This window comes from Pontibacter aydingkolensis, from assembly GCF_019443125.1.
Lineage (GTDB): Bacteria > Bacteroidota > Bacteroidia > Cytophagales > Hymenobacteraceae > Pontibacter > Pontibacter aydingkolensis.
The window spans coordinates 151775-177662 of the sequence record NZ_JAHYXK010000007.1; the positions used below are offsets into that span (position 1 = coordinate 151775).

24 protein-coding genes are annotated in these 25888 nt (G+C 44.4%); 7 read left to right on the plus strand and 17 right to left on the minus strand.

Translation table 11 applies throughout. The annotated features are described in order from the left end of the window. Positions 1 to 8: 8 nt before the first annotated feature. Positions 9 to 1385 carry a UDP-N-acetylmuramate--L-alanine ligase gene (locus K0O23_RS10580; RefSeq protein ID WP_219877390.1) on the minus strand — a complete coding sequence of 459 codons (1377 nt, stop codon included), beginning with the start codon at positions 1383 to 1385 and terminating at the stop codon, positions 9 to 11. 156 nt (positions 1386 to 1541) lie between these two features. Between K0O23_RS10580 and dnaB the strand changes: the two genes are divergently transcribed. Next, a complete protein-coding gene (gene dnaB / locus K0O23_RS10585) occupies positions 1542 to 3113 on the plus strand; it encodes a replicative DNA helicase (protein ID WP_219877391.1) in 1572 nt (523 codons plus the stop codon). A gap of 144 nt (positions 3114 to 3257) precedes the next feature. Here dnaB and K0O23_RS10590 read toward each other — a convergent pair whose 3' ends face one another. The 3 genes from K0O23_RS10590 to hppD all read right to left on the minus strand — a co-directional run bounded on the left by K0O23_RS10590 (position 3258) and on the right by hppD (position 8541). Continuing rightward, positions 3258 to 4478 carry a glycosyltransferase family 61 protein gene (locus K0O23_RS10590; protein WP_219877392.1) on the minus strand — a complete coding sequence of 407 codons (1221 nt, stop codon included), beginning with the start codon at positions 4476 to 4478 and terminating at the stop codon, positions 3258 to 3260. A 911-nt stretch (positions 4479 to 5389) separates the two neighbouring features. Continuing rightward, the gene (locus tag K0O23_RS10595; RefSeq protein WP_219877393.1) at positions 5390 to 7123 is read right to left on the minus strand and encodes a phospho-sugar mutase; all 1734 of its coding nucleotides are present in this window, start codon (positions 7121 to 7123) and stop codon (positions 5390 to 5392) included. Between the two features lie 293 nt (positions 7124 to 7416). Continuing rightward, positions 7417 to 8541, minus strand: coding sequence for a 4-hydroxyphenylpyruvate dioxygenase (hppD, locus tag K0O23_RS10600; RefSeq protein WP_219877394.1), 1125 nt, complete (start codon positions 8539 to 8541; stop codon positions 7417 to 7419). Positions 8542 to 8690: 149 nt separating this feature from the next. On the opposite strand from hppD, the gene K0O23_RS10605 reads away from it, so the two are divergent. The 5 genes from K0O23_RS10605 to K0O23_RS20380 all read left to right on the plus strand — a co-directional run bounded on the left by K0O23_RS10605 (position 8691) and on the right by K0O23_RS20380 (position 11756). Continuing rightward, positions 8691 to 9089, plus strand: coding sequence for a hypothetical protein (locus tag K0O23_RS10605; protein ID WP_219877395.1), 399 nt, complete (start codon positions 8691 to 8693; stop codon positions 9087 to 9089). A gap of 215 nt (positions 9090 to 9304) precedes the next feature. Then, complete coding sequence (locus tag K0O23_RS10610; RefSeq protein WP_219877396.1) at positions 9305 to 10057, plus strand: hypothetical protein; 753 nt, start codon at positions 9305 to 9307, stop codon at positions 10055 to 10057. A 92-nt stretch (positions 10058 to 10149) separates the two neighbouring features. Next, on the plus strand, positions 10150 to 10290 hold the full coding sequence (locus K0O23_RS10615; RefSeq protein WP_219877397.1) for a hypothetical protein: 141 nt from the start codon (positions 10150 to 10152) through the stop codon (positions 10288 to 10290). Between the two features lie 230 nt (positions 10291 to 10520). Further along, positions 10521 to 10889, plus strand: coding sequence for a methylglyoxal synthase (locus K0O23_RS10620; RefSeq protein WP_219877398.1), 369 nt, complete (start codon positions 10521 to 10523; stop codon positions 10887 to 10889). A gap of 273 nt (positions 10890 to 11162) precedes the next feature. After that, a complete protein-coding gene (locus K0O23_RS20380) occupies positions 11163 to 11756 on the plus strand; it encodes an EF-hand domain-containing protein (RefSeq protein ID WP_219877399.1) in 594 nt (197 codons plus the stop codon). Between the two features lie 75 nt (positions 11757 to 11831). On the opposite strand, the gene trpS is transcribed toward K0O23_RS20380, so the two are convergent. From trpS to K0O23_RS10675, 10 genes are all read right to left on the minus strand, one after another. Continuing rightward, the gene (trpS, locus tag K0O23_RS10630) at positions 11832 to 12806 is read right to left on the minus strand and encodes a tryptophan--tRNA ligase (RefSeq protein WP_219877400.1); all 975 of its coding nucleotides are present in this window, start codon (positions 12804 to 12806) and stop codon (positions 11832 to 11834) included. Between the two features lie 84 nt (positions 12807 to 12890). Next, a complete protein-coding gene (locus tag K0O23_RS10635) occupies positions 12891 to 13364 on the minus strand; it encodes a copper resistance protein NlpE (protein ID WP_219877401.1) in 474 nt (157 codons plus the stop codon). 329 nt (positions 13365 to 13693) lie between these two features. Then, a complete protein-coding gene (locus K0O23_RS10640; protein ID WP_246597038.1) occupies positions 13694 to 14596 on the minus strand; it encodes an EamA family transporter in 903 nt (300 codons plus the stop codon). A gap of 321 nt (positions 14597 to 14917) precedes the next feature. Further along, positions 14918 to 15316 carry a GxxExxY protein gene (locus K0O23_RS10645; protein WP_246597039.1) on the minus strand — a complete coding sequence of 133 codons (399 nt, stop codon included), beginning with the start codon at positions 15314 to 15316 and terminating at the stop codon, positions 14918 to 14920. Between the two features lie 85 nt (positions 15317 to 15401). Beyond that, the gene (locus tag K0O23_RS10650; protein WP_219877404.1) at positions 15402 to 16169 is read right to left on the minus strand and encodes a queuosine precursor transporter; all 768 of its coding nucleotides are present in this window, start codon (positions 16167 to 16169) and stop codon (positions 15402 to 15404) included. Positions 16170 to 16251: 82 nt separating this feature from the next. Further along, complete coding sequence (locus tag K0O23_RS10655) at positions 16252 to 16611, minus strand: DUF4260 domain-containing protein (RefSeq protein ID WP_219877405.1); 360 nt, start codon at positions 16609 to 16611, stop codon at positions 16252 to 16254. A gap of 230 nt (positions 16612 to 16841) precedes the next feature. Beyond that, positions 16842 to 17759 (minus strand): ribonuclease Z, encoded by a 918-nt coding sequence (locus tag K0O23_RS10660; protein ID WP_219877406.1) that lies wholly within the window; start codon positions 17757 to 17759, stop codon positions 16842 to 16844. 16 nt (positions 17760 to 17775) lie between these two features. Beyond that, positions 17776 to 18153, minus strand: coding sequence for an STAS domain-containing protein (locus K0O23_RS10665; protein ID WP_187066453.1), 378 nt, complete (start codon positions 18151 to 18153; stop codon positions 17776 to 17778). Positions 18154 to 18197: 44 nt separating this feature from the next. Further along, complete coding sequence (locus tag K0O23_RS10670) at positions 18198 to 19154, minus strand: phosphoribosylaminoimidazolesuccinocarboxamide synthase (RefSeq protein ID WP_219877463.1); 957 nt, start codon at positions 19152 to 19154, stop codon at positions 18198 to 18200. Positions 19155 to 19367: 213 nt separating this feature from the next. Further along, entirely contained in the window at positions 19368 to 20810 is a 1443-nt protein-coding gene (locus K0O23_RS10675; RefSeq protein WP_219877407.1) for an SDR family oxidoreductase, read from the minus strand. A gap of 422 nt (positions 20811 to 21232) precedes the next feature. Between K0O23_RS10675 and K0O23_RS10680 the strand changes: the two genes are divergently transcribed. Next, on the plus strand, positions 21233 to 21964 hold the full coding sequence (locus tag K0O23_RS10680) for a hypothetical protein (RefSeq protein WP_219877408.1): 732 nt from the start codon (positions 21233 to 21235) through the stop codon (positions 21962 to 21964). Between the two features lie 70 nt (positions 21965 to 22034). On the opposite strand, the gene lysA is transcribed toward K0O23_RS10680, so the two are convergent. From lysA to K0O23_RS10695, 3 genes are all read right to left on the minus strand, one after another. After that, positions 22035 to 23198 (minus strand): diaminopimelate decarboxylase, encoded by a 1164-nt coding sequence (lysA, locus tag K0O23_RS10685; RefSeq protein WP_246597040.1) that lies wholly within the window; start codon positions 23196 to 23198, stop codon positions 22035 to 22037. Next, positions 23170 to 24504: an aspartate kinase gene (locus tag K0O23_RS10690; protein ID WP_219877409.1), complete on the minus strand. Its 1335-nt coding sequence runs from the start codon at positions 24502 to 24504 to the stop codon at positions 23170 to 23172. The genes lysA and K0O23_RS10690 overlap by 29 nt, the downstream gene beginning before the upstream one ends. A gap of 138 nt (positions 24505 to 24642) precedes the next feature. After that, positions 24643 to 25888: Ig-like domain-containing protein (locus tag K0O23_RS10695; protein ID WP_219877410.1), on the minus strand; the 1246-nt coding region annotated here is incomplete at its 5' end.

The following is a 25888-nucleotide window of genomic DNA, read 5'->3' on the forward strand; positions in this document are numbered from 1 at the left end:
AGTATAAATTAAAGTATAGCCTGTTTTAAAGCTTCTAAGTCTAAATTGTTGTAAGTGCCCGAGCTCATAAGCAGCAGGTTAGCGTTTTGCCAGTTGCGGCTGGTCAGGTGCTGTTGTAAAGCAGATGAATCCGTAAACACTATTATACTTTGGTTCTTGAAAGCAGCTTTTAACTCCTCTTCCGAGATCATCTCCATGCGCTTGTGCTCGAGCGTTTTCGGACTGAAGAATACAATGGCCTCATCGGCTTTATCTAAAGCGCCGGCATACTGCGGCAGAAAGTTTTTGTTCAGGCTGCTGAACGTATGAAGCTCTACCACTGCCACCAATTCGCGCTGCGGAAACTGTCCCTTAACTGCCTCCGTGGTAGCTTTTACTTTAGAAGGGGCATGGGCAAAATCGCGATAGATAACAGAGTGGCTGTTTTCGCCCAATTTCTCCAGTCGTTTGGCAGCGCCTTTAAAAGTTTTTAGTGCTTCGTAGAAATCGTGTGCCTTTATACCTATTTTCTTGCACACCTCTTTGGCAGCATTGATATTGCGCAGGTTGTGCTCCCCAAACAGCTGTATCTCAATGTCACCTTCTTTTTTGGTATGAAGTATGGTTTTGCCGTTGCGTATGCTGTGCTCGTGCACGCCGTAGCCAATGTAAGCAATATCGGCTGGGTTGCGCGGAACGGCTGCTAACTGCACCTGCTCATCGTCCTGGTTATAGATCAGGGTTCCGGCTTTTGGAGTCATCTCTGCAAAAATGCGGAACTGCTCGCGGTACATGTCTGGGTTCGGGAATACGTTGATATGGTCCCAACTGATGCCACTGATCACGCCAATGTGGTGATAGTACAGGTGGAATTTAGGTTTGCGCTTGATCGGGTCAGACAAATATTCATCGCCTTCGATGATAATGATCGGGGCATCGTCAGTGAGTTTTACCATGCGGTCAAAACCCTCTAGCTGTGCACCAACGGCGTAGTCGAATTTACGGCCCATGTGCTTAAGCACGTGCATAATAATGGAGGTAATGGATGTTTTACCATGGCTGCCACCAATTACAATGCGCTGCTTGTCTTTGCTCTGCTCGTAAATAAATTCCGGGAAAGAGAAGATCGGGATGTTAAGCTCCTGCGCGCGCTTCAGCTCGGGGTTATCGGGGCGTGCGTGCATGCCAAGTATAACGGCATCCGGCTTTGCATCGAGTTTCTCCGGAAACCAGCCTTCCTGCTCTGGAAGTATACCTGCGGCAGTTAGCCTGCCTTTGGCAGGTTCATAAATCTCATCGTCAGAGCCTGTTACCTTCAGGCCTTTGTCGTGCAGCGCCAGCGCCAGGTTATGCATGATGCTGCCACCAACGGCAATCAGGTGTATGTGCTTAAAATCCTTCTCCATAAGCCAAACTATTTATACTCAAGTAAGCAAAGTTAGAAGACCTTAACTAAAATAAAATAGCTATACACTAATATGTTGATACTTTGTGGATATCTTGTGGATTATTAACAAGGTTATTAAGATTGCTTTAAGGCCGTAACTGTTAAATTTGTGCTTATGGAGGAGATGAAAATGAATGTGAGGCCTGCGGGCAACCGCAACGGGTGGCAGAAAAAAGCCCCTGCTGTGTCGGAATTAGGCAAAAAGCCGCCGCAGGCACTTGATTTGGAGGAGGCCGTGCTTGGCGCACTGATGTTGGAGAAGGATGCTCTTACCAGTGTAATTGATATTTTGCGCCCGCAAAGTTTTTACAAAGAGGCACACCAACGTATCTTCAAAGCTATACTTGCGCTGTTCGATAAGTCGGAGCCGATTGATATTTTAACGGTAACACATGAGTTGCGTGAGAACGGCGAACTGGAACTGGCTGGAGGCGCCTATTATGTTACACAGCTTACTACACGCGTAAACTCAGCAGCAAACATTGAGTACCACGCGCGTATCATCACAGAGAACTCCATTAAGCGCGACCTTATTTCTATCTCCTCAGAGGTGCTTTCCAGTGCTTTTGAAGATACCACCGACGTTTTTGAGCTACTCGATAAAACAGAGGCAAAGCTGTACGAAGTTTCAGAATCAAACATCCGTAAGAACTTTGACGACATGCGCTCTCTAATGCACATGGCCATTAAAGAACTGGAGGAAAAACGTAAACAGGCGGATGGTCTGACAGGTGTGCCAACTGGTTTGGTTGCTCTGGACAGAGTTACGTCTGGATGGCAGAAATCTGACCTGGTTATACTTGCAGCACGTCCTGCGATGGGTAAAACAGCCTTCGTACTTTCCGTGATGCGTAACGCGGCAGTAGATTTTGGCAAAGGTGTGGCAATTTTCTCCCTGGAGATGTCGTCGCTGCAGCTGGTAAATCGTTTGATCTCGTCGGAGGCTGAACTGGAGTCAGAAAAAATTAAGAAAGGCAGTCTGGAAGAGTATGAGTGGGCACAGCTAAACCATAAAATCGCGAAGCTAACCGAAGCACCTATCTACATCGACGATACGCCTGGCCTTTCTATTCGTGAGCTACGTACCAAGTGCCGCCGTTTAAAAGCACAGTACGACATCCAGATGATCATTATCGACTACCTTCAGCTGATGAGCGGAAACTCGGATGGCAAAGGTGGCGGCAACCGGGAGCAGGAAATCGCATCGATCTCACGTGCCCTGAAAATGCTGGCAAAGGAATTGAACGTACCGGTAATTGCCCTCTCGCAGCTAAGCCGTGCCGTGGAAACCCGTGGTGGCGATAAACGCCCACAGCTATCCGACCTTCGTGAATCCGGATCTATTGAGCAGGATGCGGATATGGTGTGCTTCCTTTACCGCCCTGAGTATTATGGTATAACCGAGGATGAAATGGGCAACCCGACTGCAGGAGTTGGAGAGGTGATCATTGCCAAACACCGTAACGGCTCGCTGGAAAATGTGCAGTTGAAATTTATCGGTAAGTTTACTAAGTTTACAAACCTGGATCACGACTTCGGGGGTGACGCCATGGGAGGCTTTAACGCTTTGCCAAACAGTACGTTTGATACTGACTCACCGGGATCGATACGCCTGGGCAGCCGTATGAACGATGGTACCGGAGGAGGCTTCCCGGCATCAAGCTTTGAGGAAGAGCCGCCTTTCTAAAGTATAAATTTTAGAGCAAGGCAATAAAAAGAAGTATAAGCTGTTCTGTTAAAGTATAAAACAGGCGAATAGCTTAAAGATATAGCCAAAGGTAGATTAGCCGTTGCGTCTGAAGGACCAGCGGCTTTTCTTTTTGGTGATGCTTTAAACCACTTTCAGGCTGGGAACGTCATCAGGTGATAACTGCGGTTCTGCAATCAGGCTTTCCTCAACCAGCTCTTTTAACTTGTCTAACTGCACATGTATGCTTTTATGCATGGCCTCACGCAGGGTTTGGGCAACAGGGTGTGTGTAACTTTGTAAATAGCTGTAGTTTAACCTAACCTTACTTGCCAGGTCAGCATAAAGCACTGGGGTGTATTCCTGGGCAAAAAGCTCAATAACCTGTGTTCCTTTCTGGCAGAAAACCAGGTTTGTAAGGCCTGCACCATGAGGCGAAACAACAAACTCGGCTGATGCAAATAGTGCAACCTGTTCTGAAAAAGTAAAATCGCTGAGGACTACAGGCTGAAAACCATACTTGTTTAAAAGCTCTACCACTTCGGGTTCGTTGGCTACATTTCGTACGTCACTGTCTTGCCTGCTAATATAGATGCGTTTCGGTGAATTAATTATTTTTTGCGCTGTAGGCAGAAATTTATCCCTTAAAAATTGGCAGGCCCACGAGGGTATGTGCTCTATGTTACGCACAAAGGTAGAGGCAAATAAAGTGTCTGCCTGAAAATGTCCTATACTATGCCCCTCTACAATTTTAGTCGTGTTGATGCCAAGCAGACGCAGCGTGTCCTTCTGAAACGGCAGACTTTGTGTAGGTACCACGAACCAATCTATTTTATTAAGCCAGCCGGCTTTTTCAAGTAAATGTAAACGGGGCAGCGAATCAACCATCCAATGGAAGTAGTTGTTCTCCCCACTTCCGCCTATCAGCATATTAAAAACATTGCCTTTAAGCCCCAATGGTGTGGTAAAATAACTTTGCTCGAAGATGCCATTCTTCTCCGGGTCAGTAGTGCCTACCTGTAACGAAATATCACCGATAAGTTTATTGTCTTCTGAAATTACAGCTGCAAAATGGGTGCCGTCTGTGCATAGCCTGCCTTGGTTTATAGCCGTAACAGAGGCGGCAGGCTGTACTCCTTTAAGGGGTGTGAAAATATGATTTTTATTATTTTTTAAAAGCTCATGAGGCACCTTTAAGATAGACTTTTCCGGTGGATATACTTCTGCATGATTTGCACTGGAATTGTTTACGTAATCAGAAAGTGTTTTATAGATACCTGTTGGTTTATATGACTGATTATAAGGTATATGGTGTTCAATTATTCTGCTTAACTTTCTGCACACCTTAGTATACAGCTTAGACATATATTGCATATTATGTATTCATAAAGGCTTAAATAAAAAAATATGTCGCTGTTAACAGCAACGCCTACTAGTATACTCTCAAGTATAGTTTATGTTATACCTTACAATAATATTTGATAGCAACTTTTTAGTGGAAGCAGAATTTGGACAATTTAGAAATGTATAAGTTAGAGTGAACGTATGCAGAAGAGAAGTAATTAAGGTTTAAATTTATAGTATTAGTGTTATAATAAATTGTATTATTAAGGTAATTTAACTGATTAAGCATCATATTAAGGTAAAGTAATTTTACACTAAACATCTTTAGTCCGTTCTATGCACTCCCTTCGCTATCGAAAAGTTTAACCTCCAGTAAGTTGCCAATGCGTTGGTGCAAATGGAGGAAAGGCATCTGGTCACAGATGACTGGCGCTAGTGCTTAGCCTTGTAGCGCAAGCCCAACCCTACGGATTTGAGTGTCTATCCCTGCGATATCTACACGTTCGCGAAGTCTCAGAGCCCAGTTAGTTCGTGGTAGCTGTTAAGCAGTTTAGGATTAGGATTTTGGCGGGTCACCTCTAAAAACACCATGCCTTACTCCATTATTGTTCTAAAGTTTGAATTCCTGTCCAGAGATCAAACAGATAAGCATTTTCAGGAGCAGGTTCCAGTATGGCATATACGCCTCTGTTGGGCTTTGTAAACTCTGTCCGTTCGTTAAGAGATTAATGTCTAACAGTTTTATAAGTCAGGTTCAGGTACTGAAAGAATTAAAGGTAATTTTATTAGAACCAGTTAATAAACAAATTACCCGATCATGTTCTTAGTCAGATCATGATCGGGTAAGGGTTATTTGTGATAAGTTACGGGTTAAGCAGAAGTATAATCCAAAAGTATAAGTATCAGTTTTATACTTCCGGTTTACTATGCTGTTACTTCAGTTTAAGGTCAACCAGTATCTGCTCAATTTTCTCGTCAAGCTTTTGCTCCACGGCGTCGTACTCTTCTTTGTTTTGCAACGGCTCGTTTACGCTGATGTAGAATTTGATCTTTGGCTCTGTACCGGACGGACGCGCTGATATTTTGCTGCCATCTTCTGTAAGGTACTGCAATACGTTTGAGCTTTCGAGGGCCAGCTTGCTTTCCTGGCCGGTTATCAGGTTTTTGCGCGTGCTTAGTTTAAAGTCGCTTACTTCTACAACGTTAGAGCCTGCTATACTTTTAGGCGGGTTGCCGCGCATGTCGGCCATCATCTGCTGTATCTCCTCGGCCCCGCGCTGGCCTTTTTTGGTAAACGATACCAGTTCTTCTTTGTAGAAGTTATACTTTTCATACATTTCTATCATCATCTCGAACAGGCTCTGTCCGTTATCTTTTGCTACAGCTGCCATCTCGGCAATTAAAGCGCAGGCAGAGATACCATCTTTATCACGCACAAAATCACCGATCATGTAGCCGTAGCTTTCTTCGCCGCCGCCTATGTATATTTCCTGGCCTTCTACCTCGCGTATCTTTTCAGCGATGTACTTAAAGCCGGTCAGGGTTTCGTAGTGCTTTACGCCGTAGCTTTCGGCAATGTCTTTGATAAGGTCGGTGGTAACAATGGTTTTTACGATAAATTCTTTACCAGTTAGTTTGCCGGCTTTCTGCCAGGCCTGCAGCAGGTAGTTAATTAAAAGCGCGCCGGTCTGGTTACCGTTCAACAGTACAAACTCACCTTTTAGATTCTTAACGGCTATACCTACACGATCAGAGTCGGGGTCGGTAGCAAACACAATGTCCGCGTTGATTTCGGCGGCTTTCTTCAACGACAGTGTCATGGCTTCTTTCTCTTCCGGGTTCGGGTATACTACCGTCGGGAAGTTGCCATCTGGGGCTGCCTGCTCTTCTACAACATGCACATTGGTAAAGCCGAAACGCTTAAGCACTTCCGGTACCAGGGTAATACCAGTGCCGTGTATAGAAGAGTATACTATTTTGAGGTCGTGCTGGCGCTTAATCGCATCTTGCGAGATAGACAGGCCAAGTACTTTCTCCATGTAAGCCTCATCTAGTTCTCTGCCGATCATCTCGATATTAGCAGGGTTTGGTTCGAATTTAACATCATCTATACTTGTGATCCTGTTAACCTCTGCAATAATGTTTTTGTCGTGCGGAGCTGTTACCTGTGCGCCATCGTTCCAGTATACTTTGTAGCCGTTATACTCTCTTGGGTTATGCGATGCCGTAACCACTACACCGCTCTGGCAGTCCAGGTGGCGTATGGCAAACGATAACTCCGGTGTAGGGCGAAGCTCTTCAAACAAGTATACTTTAATGCCGTTGGCCGAAAAGATCTCAGCGGCGATGCGGGCAAAAACATCTGAGTTGTTTCTGCAATCGTGGGCAATGGCTACTTTTATCTGCTCGTTCGGAAAGTTCTGCTTCAGATAGTTGCAAAGGCCCTGCGTAGCCATACCTAAAGTATAACGGTTCATGCGGTTGCTGCCTGCACCCATAATGCCGCGCAAACCGCCGGTTCCAAACTCCAGGTCTTTATAAAATGCGTCCGAAAGCGCTTCGTGTTCGTCGCGCTCCAGCAGGCCGGTTATTTCTGTTTTAGTTGCTTCATCGTAGTTGCCGGCTAGCCAGCTGTCTATTTTCTGTTGTATAGATGGTTCGATCATTCTCGTTATAGGTGTTAATGTTATTGATGATAATGTGAACTCAGGTGTAAGGTCATCCCCCTGCCCCCTTCAAAGGGGGACACCTGTAGCGTTTATTTGATTTTTATTTACATCATTAGAAAAAGTCCCCCTTTGAAGGGGGTAGGGGGATGAAAATTGTACCCCTGCTGCACAAAAAATCACACCAGCTTTCTGTGTGCTTATAACACATATGAAAGAACTGGTGTGATTTTGCGATTCTATCTAAAGCATAGTGCCCGAATATTCACGGGTTTCTATACTTTTATTATTGATTAAAGGTTACCGCGTAGTTCCTGCTCACGCTCTATAGCTTCGAAGAGGGCCTTAAAGTTACCCTTGCCAAATGACTTGGCTCCTTTACGTTGGATGATCTCATAAAACACAGTTGGTCTGTCTTCTACCGGTTTTGTGAAGATCTGCAGTAGGTATCCTTCGTCGTCTCGGTCTACGAGTATGTTTAGTTTGCGCAGGTCTGCCATGTCTTCGTCTATGTGGCCGATGCGCTCGATCAGGTCTTCGTAGTATGTTTCAGGCACATACAGGAACTCTACACCGCGGCTGCGCAGGTCGGCTACTGTTTTAAGTATATCGTTGGTGGCTACGGCAATGTGCTGCACACCGGCGCCGCGATAAAACTGCAGGTACTCATCTATTTGCGATTTCTTCTTGCCCTCAGCCGGCTCGTTTATCGGGAATTTAATGTAGCCGTTGCCGTTAGATACCACCTTAGACATAAGTGCAGTGTACTCTGTGCTGATGTCCTTGTCATCAAAAGTAAGCAGCAGGTTAAAGCCCATTACCTTTTCGTAGAACTCTACCCAGCTGTTCATCTTGCCTAGCTCTACGTTACCTACGCAATGGTCTACATACCTCAGGCCAACAGACTCTACCTGCAGCTGAGAAGTACGTGCCACGTAGCCTGGCATAAACGGACCAGAGTAATTGCTGCGCTCCACAAACGTATGAATGGTATCGCCATACGTATGGATGGAGGCTACCTTTACTTCACCAAACTCATCGGTAAGCGTTTTAGGCTCAATAGCTGGCTTGGCTCCGCGCTCTACAGTTTCTCTAAAGGATTTCTCAGCATCGTCGACCCACAGGGCAAGCACTTTTACGCCATCGCCGTGCAGGTGCACGTGCTGGGCTATTTCTGAGTTCGGGTCCAGCGCCGTGGTAAGTACAAACCGTATCTTGTCCTGCACCACCACATAGGAAGCACGGTCGCGCACACCGGTTTCGGGACCTGCATAAGCTATCAGCTTAAAACCAAAAGCAGTCTGGTAAAAGTGGGCGGCCTGCTTGGCGTTTCCCACATAAAACTCAATATGGTCGGTGCCGTTTAATGGCAGGATATCTGTGCTGGTTGTATTGGCAGCTTTGGTTTCTGTTGTCATAGTTTATAAAAAAGATGTTATAAAGTATTACGTAAAAATACAGCTTTTAATGTTTTAACAAAACCATAGCCCCAGCAAGGCAAATTATCAAACCGAATACTTGCAATTGCTGTGGCATGTTGACAACTTTGTAAAAAATACATAATGCTATGAATGCAATTGCCCTTAACAGTGCCATCGTTGACATACTTGCGAAGAAGCAGGAGTTGAATGCTCTGGATTATAACGATGCCCGCTACGATGATATTGAAGAAGAACTGCACGACTTGGAGGACGACTTTAACGAAGAGTTCGGCGATTTGCTGGAAGACGCCCTGGAAGATGTGCATGGCAAAATAAAATCTGACGCCGATATTCTGTTGCCTACAGCTTACCTGGCCAGCTCTTTAGATGGCAAAGAACTGGAAGAAGGCGAAGAATCTGAAGGTGTTTGGGTTGAGTCTGACTCTTTTCCGGGTGTGGAGATGCGCCTGGTGCTGGTAGCTAACCCGCCACGCATTCTGCTTGTACTTTCTGATCAGGAGCGTGTGCTCTGGACAGCTGAATAGAACATGCTTTAATTAAGAACTGTAATTATACGGCTTATACTTGCCGCACTTACCAATGCTTTGAGCTGGGTGGGTGCGGCAATTTTTTTATACTTGGTCAGAGTTTTCTGTTTATATTGTGTTTCGAGAATTTAAATGCTTAGTAGTTAAAGTATAAAGTAGCTGTTGAGATAAGGTTGTTGGCATAAGTTTAAATAATTTAATTAGTAGAGGAAATGCATAAAGGTTATTTTTGGAGTACTGTTATAGTAGCTTATTTGTTATTAGTTGGCTGCACATCAGATGAACCTACACCAGAAGTGACAGCTGGCGATCTTGTAGGTACTGTCACTCTTTTTGACAAATTCGAAAAAGAACTTCCCAATAAGGAAGGAGTAATAGTCGAAGTTTTGATTGGTGACAACAAGGTATCAACCACCACAAATGTAAAAGGGGAGTTTTCTTTCAGAGATATAGCCTACGGAAAGTTGACTGTTAACTTTAAAAAAGATAATTACCGTGGATTTGATTCATTGAACTATAACCACCAATCCGCTACAGACTCACTTAACTTTATTAAGCTAGCCGAACTACCCCCTGCGATAACTTCCTTGTTAGGCCCAAGCCTTCATAATGGGCAGGTTTCTATCCCGATTATTACAGAGTTCAACTCAAATGAATGGTATTTAGCATCTCATTGGCTCTTCTTCAGTAAAAGCTCGCAAGTATCTTCCACTAATTTTAAAATGAGGAATAATATTGGCAGTTTTGGGGGGAAGACTGGCAATGCAGCTTCATTTTCTTCCCTGCTCCCTCTTCAACTATTCCGCGATAAAGGTTTTGTGTCAGGCGATAGAATTTATTTAAGAGCCTATCCCGGTAATTCAATGTTTATACAATATAACAATACGGAAGGTGGATATATTTCTCATCTTTTTCCGACTTATGGGAATAACTCATCCAACATAGTCAGCTTTATCTTGCCTTAATAACTTTACCCAATACAAACCATTATTTGATAAAATTGCGGCAAGTATAAAATTCTAATTATACTTGTTCATACTATCCACAAAACACCCGTATGAAACAACTTTTACTTACCACCCTTACGCTTCTAATTTCTTTCACAGCTTTCGGGCAAATAAACCTACAGGATTCCACGGTGCAGGTGATCGGCTATTGGGATAAAAACGAGACCCAAAGTTATGTCATCATCAACTAAAAGTATAGAGTATCCGGCTCCGAGACTACCCAAAGAGAATTTGTGAAGTATGAAGTAGACAGAAGTAACCGCTGAAATTCTCTGGCTCTTGAGGAGCGGATAATTGTGATAAAATAGTCCGGATGCCGGAAGTACAGGTTATCAAATTGTAAACAGGCTGTTTTATCTTCGGTATTCTGTTATCTTTAATGGAGGCCACTACAATGGTGGCTTTGTAAACAAAAGATAATATGAGAAAAACAATTGCCTTAATTGCCCACAACAGCCGCAAAACCGATATGCTGAACTGGGCAAAAGTAAACTACAACATTCTGCGGGAGCATGATCTGATAGGCACCTCCAACACATCGCAGTTGATAAACGATATGCTGGACCTGGATGTAAAACCTTTTGGCCACGGCCCAAGTGGCGGCGATATTATACTTGCAGCCAAGATTCTGCAGGGAGAGGTTCAGAAAGTGATTTTCTTCATAGATGCCGAAACACCTCATGGCCACGAGCACGACATCCAGACACTGATACGCACGGCCGTTATCAACAATATCCCGATTGCGCTTAACCGCACTTCAGCCGACCTGATTATTCAGGAGAACGCATAAGTCTACTTTTACCTTATTTTGAGATGCACTTGCCGCTGTAGTATAACAGTACAAGTGCTTTTTTTATTGGGTTAATTATTGTTAAAGTACAATATTTGCAGCCCTTTCGTAAAGCTTGGGTAAGTATGCTTGCCATGCTAATATCCACCTACACCCATCAAAATAAGTCTTTTGCTAGTCTGTAGGTAATATCTTTACCTAAGCGCTGCCCTGGTTCGTACACTTTATGTAATGTTTTAGTGTAAAACCTTAAATAGTAGAGAGATGAAAACTGTGAATATTAATAAGATTTTAAGCATAGGGCTAGGAGTGGCCCTTTTAGCCGGTGCATCGGCTTGTACAACAAACGGAACAGAAACAGCCTCTGAAATGGAGACTACCGAAACTACTACAGAAACAGATGTAATGGCTGACGATACAGATGCAACAGCAATGGATACCTGGGATAATGATCGTTTTGGCACTACGTTCGAGTCTAACAACATGTATTCTCAGTGGGATGCTAACGCAGATGGGAATCTGGATGAAAATGAGTTTAACATGACCTTTTACAGAGCATGGGACTCTAACAATGATGGCGTGTTAGATGAAGCGGAATGGAGTACTGCCACAGCTGACTACGGTATTACCGGCCAGGGCTGGGCTGACTGGGATACAAACAAAGACAATAACCTAAGCGACACCGAATTTAGAACAGGCTTTATGAAGAGCAACTACATGCGTGACTGGGATATGGACCGTGATGGCAAGATAAGCCAGAGAGAATATTCGGATGGTTTATTTAAAGTATGGGATACTAACAGAGATGGTACCTTAGATGCTAATGAGTACAACACAAGGTATAACAAATACTATGGTGGTATGTAATCATCTATAAGGATAAAACAGAAATCGCCTGCTAGTTTAAGTTTAGCAGGCGATTTCTGTTTTATGCAATAGTTACTAGAAACCTAGCTTCTGCCTCACCCTGCCTAATACAGGTGCTGCAATGGCCTTGGCTTTCTCGGCACCTTCCAGTAATTTTTTGTCTACTTCGGGCAGGTTATTCATATAGTAGTTAAACAGGTCGCGCTCGTGGGCATACTTTTTAAGTATAAGCTCATACAATGCCTGCTTTGCATGGCCGTAGCCATAACCGCCTGCCATGTAGTTGTCGCGCATGGTTGCTACCTCGTCTGGGGAGGCAAGCAGGCTGTACAACTTATATACCGTGTCGCTGTCCGGGTCTTTTGGCTCTTCCAGTGCTCTGCTGTCGGTAACAATGCTCATGATAGTTTTGCGCAGCGGTTTTTCAGCCTCAAAAATATCGATGATGTTGCCATACGACTTGCTCATTTTCTCACCGTTTATACCTGGTATGGTCATCACCGATTCGTCTACCCTGGCTTCGGGCAGTACAAATGTTTCACCGTAAGTATGGTTAAACGAGCTGGCAATGTCGCGGGTAATTTCCAGGTGCTGTATCTGGTCTTTTCCTACGGGCACTATGTTGGCATCATACATCAAAATATCAGCAGCCATCAGCACCGGGTAGGTAAACAAACCGGCATTCACCTCAGCCAGACCTCTTCTGGAAGACTTATCTTTAAACGAGTGCGCGTTAGCCAGCATTGGGAAAGGCGTAAAGCAACTCAGGTACCAGGTTAGCTCCGTTACCATCGGCACATCTGACTGGCGGTAGAAAATGTGCTTGTCTGTGTCAAAACCGAATGCAAGCCAGGCAGCTGCCACGGCATAGGTATTGCTACGCAGCAACTCTGCATCGCGCACAGTGGTAAGTGAGTGCAGGTCTGCAATAAAGTATAACGACTCCTGCTCAGAAGATCTGGATAGTTCTACAGCTGGAACGATAGCACCCAGCAGGTTGCCCAAATGTGGCCTGCCAGTAGCCTGAATTCCGGTAAGGTAACGTGCCATTTATATATAGTAAGTATGTTCGGCACGCAATTTAAGTTAAAATGCCTGTTTATTGAAGCATCTACCGGAAATTGCCAAAATACCTTAGGCCCGCTGTTTTTTTAAAGTATAATTCTGCTTTGATTTGATCTGGGCCTGGCGCTTATCCAGCAATTTTATACTTCCGTCCTTCAGCAGTTCAAAGTACATCAGGTCTTCTTTGCCGTCGGGGATAAGCTGTAAGATTTTAGCTTTGTGGTTTTGCTTATTGCCGGTTGCCAAAAACCACTTGCCGGTAATAGTATGCGCATTCGCGTTGGCTGACTTGCCCAGATATTTTTGCTTAAGTACAAACGTCTTGCTCTTCGCTTTCCCGTTTTCTTGTAAGGTAAGCTCTATACTTATGCCCTGGCAATCAGCGCAGGGCAGTGTACCCTGGTATGTGCCGGTATAGGCTGCAATTGTGGTTGCGGAGTTGGCAATTGCCGGTGCAGCAGAGTCAAGTAAATTACTTGCCTGGCTGTTGTTTGAAAAGGTGCAAAACGCTGACACGAGAATAACTGCAAGAAACTGTTTCATCTGTAATGTATTAAAATAAGAGTTGAAATAAAGTAGAGGTTTACAGCAAGCAGTTAATAGATATGGGATGTGCGTTAGTAGAATACTTTAATTTTTGAAACTATACTTATATAACAATGCAGCTCCTGTATTATTGTATGTCCTAGTCAGTAAAATGTTGTCAGCATTGATCAGGAGCAGCTTTTCTGTTAAATATGCATGTAAAAAATAATGGTTAGTGAACAGCGCTTCGCCGAACCTAACCATCGTAAATCAACCAATTCAAATTTTAAAACTTTTATAGCATCATAGGCAGTAGTATCAGATTAAAGTAGGTAATGAAGTATATTTTATGAACCGGATGCGGCAAGTGCACCAGCGTATTTTTTCTTTTTAAAGATCGTTTTCCAGTTTGCCACCAGTATGGCCAAAAGTATAAGGGCCACGCCTACCCATTGTACGGGCCATACTTCTTCCTGCAACACCACCCACGACATAAGCACTGCAACAGGCAGCTCTGCCGAGCTAAGTATGGCACTTACACCCAGTCCGGTTTTAGGTATACCATAGGCGAATAGTATAGGAGGCAGCACTGTTCCGAAAATTGATAGCACCAATCCCCATTTTAACAGGCCATCAAATAAAGCGCCGTTTACCAGGAATACCGGCGGAAAAATAGTGAACACCAGTATAGTTGCCCCGGTTAAAAGTATAGCGCTCTTGTTTATCGGGTGCATGTTGTTGCCGGCTTTACCGTTTACAGCCAGAAATATAGTATAGCAGAATGCAGCCAGTAAACCGTAACCTATCCCGGCCCAGTCAAAGGTTTGTGGCTGGCCGGAAAAGAGCCTGCCTGCCAGGCAAGTGCCCAGTAGCACAAGTATGACCATACTAACCTGCGACGCCTTTGGTAATTTGCGCTTCAGTATGGCATCAAATACGAGGCTCATCCAGGTAAACTGCATGAGTAAAAGTATGGCAATAGATGCTGGTACTGTTTGAACGCACTTGTAGTAAAAAATGCTAACGAGCCCTGTGCTGGTGCCCATTGCTGCGAGTTGTAGCTTTTCCCTGAACGACGTGCTGCTGCTTTTGCTGCCAAGCAGCTGTCGCAACAACACCATCACCCAAAGAAAAATCAACCCAAAAAATACCTGAGTGCCAGTCACGTCACCCAAGGTAAAACCTTCTTTATATGCTAATTTTACAAAAGTCGAAAGAATCCCGAAGCTACACGCTCCAAGAAAAACCATAATACTGCCTTTGAACACAATCGTCCCTCCAAAAAAATACTAAATCAAAAAATGGGAATAGCTGGGCTGTAGTAGCCCTGATCTTAGAAAGGGTACTCTTACAAGTCGTGGAGAACGTAGCCTGTAATAAAAATCTGTGTATGTGCTAAATGAGCTGGCATAAGGACTGCAAAGGTAGACTAGGATTTTTAGGATTAAAAGATTTTAGGATTTATTTTTTAGAATTTACAGGTTATAGCCTATAAGCTTCTGATTTATAGATTTTAATGATTGCAGGTGCGTTGGGCAGTAACGGATTTATAAAACTCGTTAATAGTCTCTTTAACGCTTTTGGGATTTCTTATATAAGAGATGTTTTGTATTGTACGGCCGTTTGGATTCCAGGCTTTTTGCACCGAAATTTATCAGTAAACCAATTGGCAGGTTATAAGCCTCCAGGTAATTTAACGCTTGTGCAAGATGGTTATCTTCCAGCTTTGACACTGCTTTTAGCTCAACCATTATGTTGTCTTCTACAAAGAAATCTACTTTACGAGTGCCTATATTAATGCCATCATAGTAAATGGTCATTTGCATCTCTCTGTTAAAGCGTAATGCCTGCTTTTTAAATTCTATTTCAAGAGCACGTTGATATATTACTTCCGGAAATCCACTTCCGAGTGTTCGATGCACCTGCATGGCACAACCAATGATTTTGTGTGTTAGCTGATCGAATTCCAATATTGAATTTCGTGATATGTCAGGATTTACGAATCGCATCACAACAAGTTATCCTTTCTAAATTTGTAACTCCTGAATCCAAAAATCAATTAATCACAAGAATCTTAGTCTCTCCTAAATAGTTATCGATTAGCGAATGAGCCACATATAACAATGGCGTAAGCAATACTGCCACCAGGAACTTGTATAAGTAATTTAACGCCGCTACTGACAACACCAATTCCATGGTCCAGTTACCGAACAGGAAGAAGGCAATAAAAAGCACTACAAAACTATCGATGAGTTGAGACACGAGTGTAGATCCTGTGGCGCGGAGCCAGATCTTTTTACTTCCGGTGTACTTTCGCAGCCAATGAAACACGGTAGCATCCAGAAACTGGGATATCAGGAAAGCTACTACAGAGCCAATAATAATGCCCAGCCCCTGACGGTAAATAGCGTTGTAAGCAAAGCCGATGTTAAAAGGATTACCATTTGCATCGGTACTGTTAAGCTCAAGCCAAAATGGGGCAGGGGGCAAACCGGTAACCAAGGTAATCACCAGAAAGGCATAAAGTATAAGTATAACTGTAAGTATGCTTACCTTTTTAACCCCGCTTTTACCAAAGTATTCATTTATAATATCGGTGGTGATAAAAACAACCGGCCAGATAATAACACCTGCAGACAGGTTAAAGTCTAGCATGCTATCGCCAAACAATGGTATCTGAGCGCCTGGCAACCCAAAAATAGCTTCTCCTGAGAAAATTTTTACACCAATAAGTTCTGCGAGTAATGCATTGGAAATAAAAATACCGCTTAGTACCAGGAACAAATTGGTACGTTTTCTCTCTAGAGAAGTATGTTGAGCCATAATATTAGCAGCTAAGCCATTATTGAAAAGCTAATTTACAAAATATTAGGAAAGACAAATGTAGCTGCAAAGGAACAGGTGCTTAACCGGATTGTTTGCCTATCCAGCCTAAATGGGTATGCTTAAAGCTGTCTGTATACTTCAAGCCGTATTCTAAAGCTCTGTCCATGGCGCTGTGACCGTAAAGTATAAGGCCCGCAAGTTGTAGCCACGCTACACCAAAGTATAAACCTGCCAGACCAACTGCAATGGCCAAGCCCTGGTGATGAAAGATGTTGTATAACCAGGCTCCGGCTTTTGTGCCAAACAAATAACCGATCATGCTTAGGTCAGGGGCAAGGAGTAAAGCAAAAAACAACCACCAGCTATAGCCCAGGTATAGGCTTAAAGTATAGGCAAGTATAAACCTGGCAATGTCTTCTAGTCTTAGAACGCTTTTCATATTTTATTATAGAGTGTTGGTATGTAGTTGGGCAAGTTCAGACTTTTTTCGATTATGGGAAAGTACAGCATTTCTGACTTTGTAGAAAGCAGGTTGTTTATAGCGAATTCTAAGTTTTTTTAAAGAAACAAGCTTATTGACCTTTGCTGGATATGTGGCGATGTAAAAACCAATTGTACTACCGATAAAAGAAATCCTCGTAATCTTTTAAATCCCTTTCATCACCGGTCTTACTCCTCTATACTAAACACGCTTCCCTCAACAGCCAGATCTGCATCCGGGAAAACCTGTTTTGCTTCTTCTAAAAGCGGTGTAAGGTCTTTATAGCGCACAGAAAAATGCCCCAGCACAAGCTTGTTTACTTTTGCCTGTGAGGCCAGTTTAGCGGCCTGTAGGGCAGTGCTATGAAACGTATAACTGGCCCGCTCACGCATGTCGTCCAGGAATGTAGCCTCGTGGTAAAGCAGGTCTACGTGCTGCACTATAGGTATGATGTCGGGCTTGTAGCGGCTGTCGGCGCAATAGGCGTAACTGCGGCTGCGTTTTGGCTCGCCGGTTACGTCTTTATAGTATACCTGCACATTGCCTTGCTCGTCTTTAATGTCTTCGGCCCATTTTAACCGCACCAGTTGGGGAGGCGTTAGGTGGGGTGGCAATTTTTCCTTTAGGAGCGGTCGCGGCTTAAGTTTCTCTTTAAACAGGAATCCGCAGCAGGGTATGCGGTGCTCCATTGGTATGGTGTGTACCGTTAGTTGTTTGTCCTCGAATATCTTTTTGCTGCAGGTAGTATCCAGCTCATGAAAAATAAGCGGGTATACCAAATTGGTACCGGAGTACTTTAACTGTAAGCTTAAGATTTCGGATAGGCCCGGAGGGCCGAAGAGATGCAATGGAGTTTGGCGACCTTGCAGGTGCATGGTAGACAGCAAGCCTGCCAACCCAAAGTAATGGTCGCCGTGCAGGTGGCTGATGTAGATGTTACAAATGCGCTGATGCTTTATTTTGTAAAGCATCAGCTGCATTTGAGTACCTTCTCCGCAATCAATCAGGTGATACTGATTGCCAATGGTTAAAACCTGGGCGGTATGGTGCCTGTTTGCCGATGGTGTTGCCGACGAACTGCCAAGTATTCTGAGTTCGAATTCCACCACAGGCGGCTTTTATTTAGTCTTCTTTGTTTGTAAGGTCCTGCTCAATCTCGTGTAGGAAAACACGGTCAATAGCCTCTTCTACTGTAGGCAGAATATTCAACACAGACTCTAGTTTAGAAATTGTGATCAGTTTCATCACGTGGTCCTGTAGTCCTGTCAAAATTAGTAAGCCATTTGATGAGTTGCAAAGACGGTTTGCGATCAGTATAGAGCTTAAGCCTGAAGAGTCAGTATATTTAACGTTGTTTAAGTCAAGAATCAGGTTGGTGATCCCTTCAGCATTCAACTTCACGAACTCAGATTTAAGATCGGGTGCGATGGAAGTATCAAGTTTCTTCTCATCTATCGTGATGGTTGTGTAGTTTTCTTTCTTATCAATCGTGTACTTCATAGATCTACCTATAAGGATTTAAAAGCAAATGTACCAAATCTACTTTAAATTTTGTAATCTTTGGTGTTAAAAATGTTTTCTTTCAGCTGCGCTTCTATTCTTTTCAGAGCATTGCTGTAATCTTGTTTTATAAATTTATTACCGGTAAAAACTTCGTAAAGCTCAATGTAGCGCTCAGAAATTCCCGCTACAACTTCTTCTGTCATTTCCGGTATTTGCTGGCCTTCTTTGCCCTGGAAGCCATTCTCAATCAGCCACTGGCGAACAAACTCCTTAGAGAGTTGGCGCTGTGGCTGGCTGCTGGCCTGCCTTTCGGTGTAGCCTTCGCTGTAAAAGTAACGCGAAGAGTCCGGTGTATGTATTTCGTCTATTAAATAAACTTCGCCGTTATACTTGCCAAACTCATACTTGGTGTCCACCAGAATCAGGCCTTGCTGCTTTGCCAGCTCTGTGCCACGGGCAAAAAGTGCCTGCGTATAGCGCTCTAATTTAGTGTAATCTTCCTCAGAAACAAGGCCTTTCGCTAAAATTTCTTCTCTCGAAATGTCTTCGTCGTGGCCTTCATCGGCTTTGGTGGTAGGAGTGATAACAGGCTGCGGCAGCTTATCGTTTTCCTTAAGGCCCTCTGGTAAAGTTACACCGCAAACGCTTCTTTTGCCGGCCTTGTACTCGCGCCAGGCATGCCCTGCCAAGTATCCACGGATCACCATTTCTACCTTAAAAGGCTCGCAATTGTATCCGATGGTCACGTTAGGGTCGGGGGTAGAAAGCACCCAGTTGGGAACAATGTCTTTGGTGGCTTTCAGGTTAAGGCTTGCAATTTGGTTAAGCACCTGGCCCTTGTAGGGGATAGCGCGTGGCAGCACCACATCAAAGGCAGAGATGCGATCTGTAGCTACAACTGCTATTTTATCCTCGAAATAATAAACGTCACGAACTTTGCCCCTGTAAAATCCGGTTTGGCCGGCAAATGAGAAGTTAGTTTCTTGTATAGCCTCCATCAGGTGTTTTGTGTAGTAGACGAGCAAAGTTAATTATTATTTACAGGGCTGGAAAAATTATTGAAGAAACAGTTTTATATGTCTTGAGACTACTAAAATATAGTTTGAATTTTATATTGAAGTATACTAAGGCTTAAGTTTTAAGTTTTATATTTAAGGACCTATAAATTGTATTATACTTTGAATATTGCGGGAGTTTAATTTATGGCGCAGCTACTCCTGGTAGTCAATGATATTCTGGATCATCCCTCCGAAAATAACAAAATGGAAAGGCAGCACAGCATACCAGTACAAGCGGCCGAGTAAACCTTTAGGCCTGTAAGCGGCTAGTTGCTCCAGGTAGTTGCCGTCAGCTTCCTCACAAATCTTAAACTGAAGCCATGCCTCTCCGGGCAATTTCATTTCGGCATAGAGCAACAGGCGCTTTTGGTTTTCATCAGCAACCAGCACACGCCAGAAGTCAATGGTATCGCCGGCCTTCAGCTCAATAGGGCTTCTCCGGCCACGCCTCAGGCCAACGCCTCCCACCATCTTATCCAACAGGCCTCTTATCCGCCACAGAAAGTCCGTTTTGTACCATCCGCGTTCGCCACCAATCCGCCAGATGTTCTGCTGCACTTCGGATACCGGCCTGTTAAATTTCCGGCGCTGATTATCTGTAAGCACACCAAACTCCGGAATCTGGATAAAATCCATGTAGTTCAGGTGCATGTTGCCGCTTACAAGCGAGTCTTTCCAACTCGATACCACCATGTTCTGCTCAATTTTGCTGAAAGCAAGCTCAATCGCCTTTTCATAGGCAAGGCACTGGTGCGGAATTATACTTTCAATGCTATGGTCTTTTACTACCACATCGTTTCGCAAACTATCTACCAGGCTCTTTGCCAGGCTAAAGCTGATGCTGGTTACAAAGTATAGCCAATAAGATGACAGGCGCGGCGTGAGCACTGGTACCGAAATTATGTAACGTTTCAGGCCTCGTTGTCTGGCAAAGCGCAGGATCATCTCTTTATAAGTAAGTGTGTCCGGGCCACCAATCTCAAAGCTGTTACCGAAGCATGCAGGGTTGTCGAGTACCTGCGTTAGGTAAAACATGACATCGCGTATGGCAATAGGCTGACACCTGGAGTTTAGCCATCTTGGTGTGATCATAACAGGCAGCTTTTCCACAAGGTCTCTGAGTATCTCGAAGGAGGCGCTGCCGGAGCCAATAATAATGGCGGCGCGCAATACCGTAAGGTTGGCCCTGGCCTGGCCAAGTATAGTTTCCACATGCAGGCGGGAGGTGAGGTGCTTTGAAAGGTTATTTACGTTGGCAATGCCACTCAGGTAAATTAATTGCCGGGCAGTAGTTGTATTCAGGTAGCTCACAAAGTTTTGTGCCGACGTGGTTTCCAATTCTGCAAAGTTGTCTCCAGCCCCGCCCATAGAATGCACCAGGTAGTAAGCGGCATCTATATTAATAGGTAGCTTAGCAAGAGAATCCTGGTCCAGCAAATCTCCTTTTATAACCTGTACTTTTTCGTTCAGGGTTTGAGGCAGATCAAAGCGCCTGGGGTCACGCACTACACAAACTACTTCATGCCCTTGCTCTACTAACAGCGGTAATAGTCTTTTGCCGATGTAGCCGTTGGCGCCGGTCAGGAGTATTCTCATCTTATTAAATATAAACGCAAGCTAACTAAATAAGGGAAGCTTTCTATTTAGCTGCAACAGATTGCAAGGTTTCTTGTTTAAAGTATAAATACGGCCAAGTGCATGCACTGAGAAATTACGAACCTGTAAATGGGTAATATGTAAGTAGGTTATACTAATCTGTTATGCCTCTATCAGATGATATGCAGGATAAGAAAGAATGAGTACGGGAAGCACTTGTTTGGCAATGGTAAATAATTGCCTATCAATGCATAACGTTGAATAGTATAATCTTAGTATTAAGAAATATACTTATGTTAATAAAATGGATTAAAGATAGACCATATGGCTTTAACACCGAAAAATAGGTGTGATAAATTGTAGCTATAACATAAATATGCACGTACATCTAAGTAATGAAGTGACCTTAAAATTGTACCGAGATGAAGATAAAAATTATACCCCTACTCATTTATACCCTCTCCATCCTTGCCCTGGCCTCTTGCAGACAGGAAGACGGCTCCCCGATCAGAAACGTACGTTTTGACCCAAATTTGCTAAACCAGTCAATGGATGGTTCGCCCTGTGCTTCTTACTCTTATTTCTATGGCAATGAGCAAACTAGCCTGGGCTCGGTTTATACTAAGCAGATACTGGTGTCTTTCGCAAAGGGTAGCACTTACGATGAGCAGAAAGCAGCAGTAGAAAAGTATGGCTTTATTAATAGCCTTGGCTCGCCAACAAGCACCAACTCTGCCACACTTTATACTTTGGAACTGGTAGACGGACTTAACTGCAAGCAGGCTGAACAAGCTATTCATGTGCTGGCAAACGACCAACTGGTATCTTATACAGCGCCATACTTTGTAAAAGATGATAACCTGCTGGGTGTAAGCAACGAAGCTATTGTAACAGTGAGAAGCGGCAGCCAAGCTGCGCTAATTCAGCTGCTGCAAGGTTATAATGCCGCTGTAGTAGCCAAACTGAGTGATGCAGTATATATAGTAAAGGTAGATAAGAACTCAGATGGCAATGCGCTGGAGCTTGCTAACTACCTGCAAGCCCAGGAAAGTATAACACATGCTGAGCCTGACTTTGTAGTGTCGTTGGTGCCTGCACGGCCTGGTTTAAACCGTGGTGCTGACGGAAAGAGCAAAGCAGACTTTACCCGCTAACCTAACACTGTAACAAAAAAGCCCGCACATGCTTGGCAAGTGCGGGCTTTTTATTTTGTGCTTTTTATACTTACAGGTATAGTGCCTTAGCTTTTGTGCGCAGGTTGTAGGCAGATGCCATTACCTCTCCGTAAGCGCCTGCCGTATGTATGGCAATTAAGTCGCCGCGGCTAGTCTCCGGTAGCATTACCGCCTTGCCAAAGCAGTCCGACGATTCGCAGATCGGGCCTACTACATCGTAACGTACTTCTTCTTTGGTGCTGCTTAAGTTCTCTATCTTGTGGTATGACTGGTATAGGGCAGGGCGGATGAGTTCTGTCATGCCGGCATCAAGTATAGCAAAGTTGGTTGTGATGCCGTTTTTGATGTACAGTACCCTCGAAACCAGCGTACCGCATTGTGCCACCAGCGAACGACCCAGTTCAAAATGCACCTGTTGCCCCGGCCTTACCTCCAGAAACTGGCTAAATAAACCGAAGTATGCTTCAAAATCAGGGATTGGGTTCTGCTCCGGGTGGTAATAATCCACGCCAAGGCCACCGCCTACATTAATGTGTTCTAGCTCAATCTTGCGGGCCTCAAACCAGTCCTGGAACTCATTTACACGTGTGCAAAGGTTTCTGAACGCTGAAAGGTCTGTAATCTGAGAACCAATATGAAAATGAATTCCGATCAGCTTGATGTTAGGCAGTTGCTGTAATTGTGAAAGTACACTATCAAGCTCCCAGGCATTGATACCGAATTTATTCTCCTCCAGGCCTGTCGTAATATACTTGTGCGTGTTGGCGTTTACGTTTGGGTTTATGCGCAAGGCAATACGCGCTGTTTTCCCCTTTGCTGCTGCCAGTTCGTTTAGCACTTCCAGTTCGTGACTCGACTCGCAGTTAAAGCTGAAAATGTCCTGATCCAGGGCGTAATTAATTTCCTCGTCGGATTTACCAACGCCGGCAAATACTACTTCCTGCGGCGTAAAGCCATTTTCGATAGCTGCTTTTACCTCGTTACCGCTTACGCAATCGGCACCAAAGCCAAATGCGCGCATCTCGTTAAGTATTGGTGTGTTGGCATTGGCTTTTAAAGCATAATGCACATGATAGTTATACTTGCCGGCCTCCTGCTTTACCGCCTGTAATGTTTGGCGCAGCAGGTCCATGTTATAGACATACAACGGTGTAGGATGCTGCTGTAGCTCCTGCAGGTGTTGCTTAAGCATGGTTTCCGTTGTTTCTCTCAAAGATTCCATCGTTTAATCTTGTAAGCGCCTCTACTTTATCGCTTGTGTTAATCAATAAACTAATGTTGTTCTTGCTGCCGCCATAGGAGATCATGCGCAGCGGTATTGGCTTCAGCGCCTCAAATATCTTCAGGCCGGAGCCACTACGTTCAGCAATAAAATCACCGACTACGCAGATTATACTTTGGTCCGTATCTACTTCTACCTGGCCAAATTCCTTCAGTTCCGCTACGATCTCGTTCAGGAACTTGCTGTTGTCAATCGTGATCGAAACGGCAACCTCAGAGGTAGTGATCATGTCGATGGGCGTTTTATACCTTTCAAACACCTCAAACACACTTCTCAGGAAACCATAGGCCAGTAACATGCGGCCAGATTTTATCTTGATAGCCGTGATGCCGTCTTTAGCAGCTACTGCCTTTATACTTCCGCCTTTGCTCTCAGAGGTAATAATAGTACCCCTAGCCTCAGGCTGCATGGTATTTAGCAGGCGCACCGGAATATTCTTCTGCTTGGCCGGCAACACGCTGCTTGGGTGCAATATTTTTGCCCCAAAGTATGCCAGCTCCGCTGCCTCATCAAAAGAGAGTTCGGCAATCGGGTAAGTGTTCTTTACTATGCGCGGGTCGTTGTTGTGCATTCCGTCAATATCCGTCCAGATCTGTATCTCAGAGGCATCTGCAGCAGCACCTATCAACGAGGCAGAATAATCTGAGCCACCACGCTTCAGGTTGTCTATCTCGCCAAACGCATTGCGGCAAATGTAGCCTTGTGTGATAAACAGGTTCGTGTCCGGGTATTTCTCCAGCTCAATCTTCAGGTTCTTGGCAATATACTCCGCATCCGGCTCCTCGTTCTCATCGATCTTCATAAAGTTAAGCGCCGGCAAAAGCACCGAAGCGATGCCCTGTTCTTCAAGGTAAAACTGGAAAAGCGCCGTAGACAACAGTTCGCCCTGTGCCAGCACCGCACGTTCTTCGTGTATCGTAAACAGATCCAGGGTAAACGAACGGATGAAATCAAAATGATTTGTGATAAGCTCGTTAGCCCTTTTCTTAATATCTGCGGAGGTGTAGAAATCTTCTACCACCTGTTTATACTTATCCTGTAAAGAGTCAATCAACTCCTTTGCTTCCTGGTTTTTATTCTGATACAGCTTTTCTGCGATCTGCACCAACGCATTTGTAGTACCCGACATAGCCGAAAGCACTACAATCTTAGGCTCATCACTCTTGATAAGCGAGGCAACCGCCCTCATTCGCTCAGCAGAGCCTACAGAGGTTCCGCCGAATTTTAAGATTTTCATTTAAAAGCTTAAGTATAATGGATATTAGCTACAAAATTAATAAAAACTAAACAGCTTTTCGGTATGGTTTAAAACAAGGGCAAATAAAAAAGGCCAACCCCTGCAGGCCGGCCTTTACACAAAACTATATACTATAGATTATCGCTTTAATAATTTAGTTGTAATATCGGTAGTAGTGCTTGTAACTTTAAGGATGTAGATCCCGGTTGGCAGTTCTTGAGTGTCCAGTTCGAAGTTGTTTATATTTTGCTGCAGCTCAACCGGTATGCTCAGCAGCACGCGGCCCTGCAGGTTGTAAAGTGTAAGTACAGCCTGTTCTGCTAACGGTGCAGTTATCGTTACAAGCAGCGTTTTGTTAAATGGGTTCGGGTAAGCCTGCAGCACAGCATGAGTAGATAGTCTGTTGTTCTGGATGCTTATGGTCTTGCTGTACTTTGAAGTGCCGTCGTAATCCACCTGCTTCAGTCTGTAGTAACTTACATCTGCCAGCGGCTGGACATCGGTGAAGGCATATTTGATAGAGCGGTTGCTCGTGCCGTTACCATTTACAGTGCCTATTTTTGTAAATGCCTTGCCATCGCGGCTGCGTTCGATCTCAAAGCGATCGTTGTCAGTTTCAGAAGCAGTTAACCATTTTAGTAACGCGCCATTTGTTGTAACTGATGCCGTGAAGTAAACAAGCTCAACCGGTAAGGGAGCGGCCTCTTCTGTAATGTTAATAGTAACGGGCACATCTGAGGTACAACCGTTTGCATCAGTAATTCTAATTGTACGATCATAGACTCCATTTACAGGTGTACCCGAATTAACCGTTATAGCACCAGAGGTTGTATTCAAAGTTAAAAAACTTGGAAGTGATGTGCCTATCACCGCCGCACTTGTTATAGCTCCATCAGGATCTGTAACAGTTGCTACTGTTTTCCCATTTGATAGCTCATTCCTTGTATAGTTATTCGGTGATGAATAAACTGCTGGGTTGTCCGGGTTAACGGTGGCGGTCACTGTCGTCCTTGGGCTCTCGCAACCTTGATCACTTACTGTAGAAACGTAGTACGTTGTGGTAGCACTTATGCTTGGGGTGGTGTACGTATCACTAGTTGCACCAGTGATGGCAGTACCGCCCGTAGCTACGGTGTACCATCTGTAAGATCCTCCGGCTGGGGCGCCAGCAGCAGTTAAGGTAACGGTGCCTGTCCCGCAACGCGAGGCGCCTGTGGCAGTTGGTGCAGCAGGTATAGGGTTAATGGTGGCGGTCACTGCCGTTCTTGTAGAGCCCTCGCAACCTGTGGTAGTACTGTAGCTTGAAACAAAGTAGGTTGTGGTGCTTGACAGTGAAGGAGTGGTGTATGAGGTGCCTTCATGAAAATGGCTACCCCCACTCGAT